The following is a 4,317-nucleotide window of genomic DNA, read 5'->3' on the forward strand; positions in this document are numbered from 1 at the left end:
TACTATAAAATTATTGGATCTTCAAATCTCCTTCTAGACGGGTTTTATTCTATTTTTGATGTTCAGATAGGACTTTTAAAACCCTTCTCCATGAGAGATTTGAGATTCTAAAAAAGGGTGGATGGAAAAATTGAAAGAAACAATCATTCTTATAAAGAAGAATAATTGCCAATTGGATTAAATCCCATTCTGTGACTTGATTTGAATTCATGAACCTTCGATACTATCGAAATTCAAAACATTAACGAGAATCTTTATGACCTTGAACTTCGAATATCGATCTGCTGGAAATATTGAGACCGATGGATTAATGGTTTTTGTTTCATCAGATGATCTTGAAAATTTTGCAAGTAGACATGACTTGTCCGATCATATCTCTGCCTCTATTGAATTAGGAATTAGTAGTGAATTATTTCTTGGGAATTATAACGAGCAAAAGACTTTTGCAGTTCCCTCCAGCAAACCAAGAATGGTTCACATGAGCGGGCTGGGTGAAATAAAAGATTTGACACCAGAAAAACTTCGAAGAGTTTGTGCAAGAGCTATTCGTAGTGTCATGGACACTAAAGTTGATTCACTCACTGTACTCATCACGAATAATTTACCAGAAGGCTTTGAAACTGGGAAATTGATCACAGAATCACTTTCTTTGGGAAGTTATCAATTCAAAAAATATAAAACTTGTGATTCAGATGATTCACGCACATTACAGATTAATGTAACCATCTTTGATCCTTTCCAGGTTTCTTCAAAAGATTCAATAGAGAGAGGTGCCAGCATTGCTCGAGGAACAAATTTCACAAGAGATCTTGGTAATATAGCTCCAAATGATTTGACTCCAGATGACCTTCGGCAAGTCGCTCAAGATTTGGCTGAAGCTTCAGATGAAAAACTAAAATTTAGTTTTTTTGATGAAGAAAAAATGTCAGAACTTGGAATGCAAATGTTTCTTGGGGTTTCTAAAGGATCTGAGGTTCCCGGTCGAATGGTTTTTCTAGAGTATTTCCCTGAAAAAGCTAAACATACTGTTGCTTTAGTTGGTAAAGGAATTACGTTCGACACTGGTGGAATTTCTCTTAAGCCTGGAAGAGGAATGGACGAGATGAAATTCGATATGTGTGGTGCAGGAGCTGTCCTAGGAACAATGAAAGCTATCGTTGAATTAGAATTACCCATAAATGTAATTGGAGTTTTGGCTGCAGCAGAAAATATGCCAGACGGAAAAGCTCAAAAACCAGGTGATATCGTTAAAGCATACAACGGTAAGACCGTTGAGATTTTAAATACCGATGCAGAGGGCCGGTTGGTACTTGGAGATGCTCTCAATTATACTGCAGATCATTACAAGCCAGATTGTATGATCGATTTGGCAACTTTGACTGGTGCGTGTATTGTTGCCCTTGGACATTTAAGTATCGGAGCTATCACAAACGATCAAAAACTTTGCGAATCAATTATCGAATCTGGTGAAAGAACTGGGGACCGAGTTTGGCAGTTACCAAGCTACCCTGAATACGGTGAGTTGATCAAAGGAAAGCATGCGGATCTTCAAAATATTGGTCCTCCAGGTGAAGCAGGTACTGTTACTGCCGGAGTTTTTCTTCAAGAATTCGTTAATGATGTCCCATGGGTGCATCTAGATATTGCAGGAACTGCATGGGGGGTAAAAGGAATTGATTATCATCCAGCAAATAGTGCAAGTGGATCTGGAGTAAGACTTCTCATTGATTTCTTAGAGAATTTATCTGAGTCAGAATGAATGTTATTTACTTTGGAACTCCCGATTGGGCGATTCCTCCACTAGAAGGCCTTGTTGCAAAGGGGTTCCAAGTATCCATGGTGGTTACTCAACCAGATCGATTAACAGGTCGTAAAAAAGTCCTTACTCCTTGTGCTGTTAAATCCTTCGCCCTTGAAAAGAATTTATCAGTTTTTTCGCCATATAAAATCAAGGACTCGGATGTCTTTAAGCAAATTAAACAGAAAAAGCCAAATCTCATCATTGTTTGTGCTTATGGTCAGATACTGCCCCAGAATTTGTTAGACCTCCCAAGTTTTGGTAGTTTTAATATCCATTTTTCATTTTTACCCAGATTTAGAGGAGCGAGTCCTGTTCAAGCATCCATCTTAGCTGGCGATTCAACTACTGGGATCTCCATTCAAAAGATGGTGATGAAATTGGATGCAGGTCCCATACTTTCAGAATCCAAACCTATCAAGATTCTTGAATCAGACACTTCGCGTTCACTTGGAGAAAAGCTTTCTGCTAATAGTAAGGAGTTGCTTCTAGAATCGATTGGTCAAATTCTAGCCAACAAAAAACCTATTAAACAAGATGAATCTAAAGCCACTTTTTGTGGTTTGATTAAAAAGGAAATGGGTAAAATAAACTGGACTGAAGAGACTCCTGAATTAATCAGCAGAAAACTAAGAGCTTATGATCCATGGCCAGGTATCTATTCCTATGATTCAGATGGCAAAAGAATTAATTTTATAGAGGTGAAATTATGCAGTCGCGAATCACAATTAGGTGTCATACAAGAAGACTTTACTATTGGCTGCAGGAATGGTTCTGTTAAGGTAAAAAGAATTAAGCCCGAAGGCAAAACTATTATGTCGGGAGAAGAATTTCTCCGCGGTCGACCTCATTTAATCAACACATTATTAACATAAAAGGAAAAGAATGGATGAACAAACCAAAGTCGAATTAGAATCAGCAGCTTTTCGAACTCTGATTGATCACCTAAGGAACAGGACTGAAGTACAAAATATTGATATGATGAACTTGGCAGGGTTTTGCAGGAATTGTTTATCAAAATGGATGGTAGCTGCTGCAGATTCCAAAGGCATTACTTTAGGTTATGAAGAAGCTAGGGAACACGTCTACGGAATGACCTATGCGGAATGGAAAGCAAATTATCAAAAATGAATTAATCAACCTCCTCGAGCAGCTCTCCTAGCTGCTCTTGTCTCATCAGACCATCTTTGCAGGTCTGGTTGAGACTTGTAATCTCCTGACCCAATATACTGTAAGGTAGATCTCACGCCGTAGTTAGTCAGATAACTATCCATTCTGAAAGTTTCTTCAGTTTCTCCAAGACCATATAAAATAACTGTTGGGAAGAAATCTACTACCTGGCTTTCTATGAAATCCCCAATTTTTTGGGAGGTTCCATCGGGAAGGATGATTTCTTGATCTGCCTCATCCACATCAATTTGGATGACATGCCAGTCGCTCAAAGCCTTGTAGTTTTCTTTACTGGCAAAAGCTTCTCTGTGCATCTGCTGGCAAATTGCACAATCCTTCTTCTCAATAAAAATAGCTATTGGTTTTTGGCCAGTAAAGGTTGAAAGATTATAATTTTCACTAAAATAATTTTCTTTTACAAGATTGGGTTCACTTTCTAATGTAAAACCTAGTTCCTCGTCTTTACTACTGACAACTAATAATGTCTCTTGAAAGATAGGAAGTGGTCGAAAACCATTCATTCTTTCAAGTGGTTCATTTAAACCATTATCATCTAAAATTAAAATAGTGGGTGTATATTGGATTTTCATTAGTTTAGAAAATGCTCTCTCGTCAACAACATCACCATTTGGCAGCGTAATTGATCGAGAACCTCTAATATTTATTTCAACAACGTCAAAGTTTTCCTGAATAAAATCTTTAGTTGTTGGATCTGAAAAGTTTTTCTCTATTGTCGCTTTACAGTATGGACATCCCTCTTGGTGGAAGTAAAGCATCAAAAGTTTCTCCTCATCTAATGCTTCTTCAATATCCAGTTCAATTTCTAGAAAGCTATCTTTAAACCAATAGGGAATTTGGGTGGACTTACCAAAGTCATCTCCGTCAACCCACTTTATATCTTTTGTACTTTGTTGTGCAGTTATGTTTGTGACTATGTTAAGTAGTAATAGAAATATAAGGCTTAAATTTTTCATATAACAAAACATAATATTTGCTTTGAAAGTTTAGTGGATTTTATTCACCTGAAGAGTCTTGATTCATCTCTACAACAAGTTCTAACCGAGCCACACCACTTGCAATGGCATCATCTCTGACTGACCTAGCCACATTCTGAGTAACTGAAGAATCAAAAATGGTTGGTATAATGTAGGGCCTGTGATCAATTTAGCCAAATGACCGCTGCTATCCAGTGGATACCCCCTAGAAAGGCACAGGCCCACTGATCGTAACGGGTGGCAATCCCCCGGCATTGCTTCCACTTGGCAAAGAGGTTCTCAATCAGGTGTCGCCAGCGGTACTTGTCTCGGTCAAACTCACAGGATTCCTTTTGATTGGACTTCGGTGGAATC

The 4,317-nt window shown here is 38.1% G+C and carries 5 protein-coding genes; 3 read left to right on the forward strand and 2 right to left on the reverse strand.

The features are described from left to right. Window positions 1–262 precede the first annotated feature (262 nt). Genes P8O70_02500 through P8O70_02510 form a run of 3 tightly spaced genes read left to right on the forward strand, consistent with a single transcriptional unit; the run spans window position 263 to window position 2,929 of the window. On the forward strand, window positions 263–1,759 hold the full coding sequence (locus tag P8O70_02500) for a leucyl aminopeptidase (protein MDG2195754.1): 1,497 nt from the start codon (window positions 263–265) through the stop codon (window positions 1,757–1,759). Next, window positions 1,756–2,673 carry a methionyl-tRNA formyltransferase gene (gene fmt / locus P8O70_02505; protein ID MDG2195755.1) on the forward strand — a complete coding sequence of 306 codons (918 nt, stop codon included), beginning with the start codon at window positions 1,756–1,758 and terminating at the stop codon, window positions 2,671–2,673. Before P8O70_02500 ends, fmt begins: the two co-directional genes overlap by 4 nt. Window positions 2,674–2,683: 10 nt before the next feature. Further along, window positions 2,684–2,929 (forward strand): DUF1244 domain-containing protein, encoded by a 246-nt coding sequence (locus P8O70_02510; GenBank protein ID MDG2195756.1) that lies wholly within the window; start codon window positions 2,684–2,686, stop codon window positions 2,927–2,929. Between the two features lie 5 nt (window positions 2,930–2,934). Here the strand turns inward: P8O70_02510 and P8O70_02515 are convergent, their stop codons facing one another. Together P8O70_02515 and P8O70_02520 are read right to left on the reverse strand one after the other, a co-directional pair. Continuing rightward, on the reverse strand, window positions 2,935–3,954 hold the full coding sequence (locus tag P8O70_02515) for a thioredoxin fold domain-containing protein (protein ID MDG2195757.1): 1,020 nt from the start codon (window positions 3,952–3,954) through the stop codon (window positions 2,935–2,937). 173 nt (window positions 3,955–4,127) lie between these two features. Next, on the reverse strand, window positions 4,128–4,317 hold a 190-nt coding region (locus P8O70_02520), incomplete at its 5' end, for a transposase (protein MDG2195758.1).

This window comes from SAR324 cluster bacterium (assembly GCA_029245725.1).
Classification (GTDB): domain Bacteria; phylum SAR324; class SAR324; order SAR324; family NAC60-12; genus JCVI-SCAAA005.

Excerpts from the sequence above, each read along its gene's own strand:
- fmt (MDG2195755.1), top strand. The coding sequence starts at position 1,756 with ATGAATGTTATTTACTTTGGAACTCCCGATTGGGCGATTCCTCCACTA.
- P8O70_02510 (MDG2195756.1), top strand. The coding sequence starts at position 2,684 with ATGGATGAACAAACCAAAGTCGAATTAGAATCAGCAGCTTTTCGAACT.
- P8O70_02515 (MDG2195757.1), bottom strand. The coding sequence starts at position 3,954 with ATGTTTTGTTATATGAAAAATTTAAGCCTTATATTTCTATTACTACTT.